Source organism: Mesorhizobium sp. M7D.F.Ca.US.004.01.2.1 (assembly GCF_003997785.1).
Taxonomy (GTDB): domain Bacteria; phylum Pseudomonadota; class Alphaproteobacteria; order Rhizobiales; family Rhizobiaceae; genus Mesorhizobium; species Mesorhizobium loti.
This window is the reverse complement of record NZ_RZRQ01000640.1, coordinates 1-1,476: the sequence shown is the minus strand read 5'-3', so window position 1 is coordinate 1,476 and position 1,476 is coordinate 1. Positions and strand designations below refer to the sequence as shown.

Sequence of the window (1,476 nt, the reverse complement as noted above, 5' to 3'; positions counted from 1 at the left end):
CCTCGACCGAAACCGAACGGATGATGCCTGAGAGCTGGCTGGAAATGTCGACCTGGGTGAGGGGCTGCAGCGTGCCGGTTGCCGAGACCGCGACGGTGAGGTCGGCCTTGGCGGCAGGCACGGTGGTATAATCAATCCTGGCCGGCGAGCCGGCATACCACTGATAGGCGCCAAGCCCGGCGGCGAGCACGATCAGCGCCAGCAGCGCATGGAGCCAGCCGCGCCGGCGCGACTTGCGCCGACCTTGTCTGTCGAGCCCAAGCGCCGTCTCGATGGCGGAATCCGATTCCGTCTTTGGCAGATTGACAATCTGGTCCACGCTGGACCCCTATAATGCGCAATGTCCCTATCTGTGCACAGATCAGGCTTACTGGTTCAAATATCAAATTAAATTTCGCCCATGTTGGGATTGAGGCAGGAATGAAAACCCGGAATTACTTGCTCTACGATGTGTTTACGACCGAGCGACTGGCCGGCAACCCCTTGGCGATCGTGCTGGACAGCAAGGGATTGGACGCGGCCGCGATGCAGGCCATCGCGCGCGAATTCAACCTGTCCGAATCGGTTTTCGTGTTGCCGCCGGACAATCCAAAGCATCGAAACCGCATCCGCATCTTCACGCCCGACTATGAAATGCCGTTCGCCGGCCATCCGACGGTTGGCGCCGCGATTGCGCTGGCCGAACTGGCGGAAGAGGGCGGCGCCGGCATCTTCGTGCTGGAGGAGAATATCGGCCCGGTGCGTTGCGCCGTCAGCAAGCACGACGGCAACACCTTTGCCGAGTTCGACCTGGCGAAGCTGCCGGAGCCGCTAAAGCTCGAGGCCGATCCGGAAGCGATCGGTGCGGCCCTTGGGTTGACGCCGCACGAGATCGGCTTCGAGAATCACCGCGTCGCGTTCTGGTCGGCCGGCGTTCCTTATGTGACCATCCCGGTTGCCAATCTCGAGGCGGCGGGCCGGGTCCGGCTGGACAACCAGGCGTGGTCGGAACTGGCGCCGCGCAAGAGCGAGTGGGCCTTCGCCAGCCCCTATGTCTACTGCCGCGAGACGGTGAACCACGAAAGCGCCTTCCATGTGCGCATGATCGTACCTGGCACACCTTCCTATGAGGATCCGGCGACCGGCTCGGCGGCAGCTGCCTTTGCCGGCGCCATCATGCATTTCGACGCGCCGACCGACGGCATTTCGCAGCTATGGATCGAGCAGGGGCTGGAGATGGGCCGGCCTTCGCGCATCCGCCTCGAACTGACCGTGCAAGGCGGAAAACTGGCCTCGGCGCGCATTGGCGGCAATGCGATCAAGGTGGCGGAGGGCAAGCTGTTCGTCTGACCATCTGCGGCACTTAAGCGATTTGTCGGGAAATGATTCCGGCAGGGCTGGACAGGACCGATGGTGGCGGCTATATGCCCGCCAACGCCGGTTTTTGCCGGCCGAGTGGGTGCGTAGCTCAGTTGGTAGAGCAGCTGACTCTTAATC

At 62.5% G+C, this 1,476-nt stretch carries 1 protein-coding gene and 1 pseudogene; one reads left to right on the top strand and one right to left on the bottom strand.

What is annotated here, in order from left to right; genetic code table 11:
• Positions 1–319: pseudogene (locus EN993_RS35735) on the bottom strand (efflux RND transporter periplasmic adaptor subunit); the annotation flags it as partial.
• Between the two features lie 101 nt (positions 320–420).
• Between EN993_RS35735 and EN993_RS35730 the strand changes: the two are divergent.
• Complete coding sequence (locus EN993_RS35730; RefSeq protein ID WP_109668023.1) at positions 421–1,329, top strand: PhzF family phenazine biosynthesis protein; 909 nt, start codon at positions 421–423, stop codon at positions 1,327–1,329.
• Positions 1,330–1,476 lie beyond the last annotated feature (147 nt).

What these genes read in the sequence shown, in the direction of transcription:
- EN993_RS35730 (WP_109668023.1), top strand. Translation starts at nt 421, where the DNA reads ATGAAAACCCGGAATTACTTGCTCTACGATGTGTTTACGACCGAGCGA.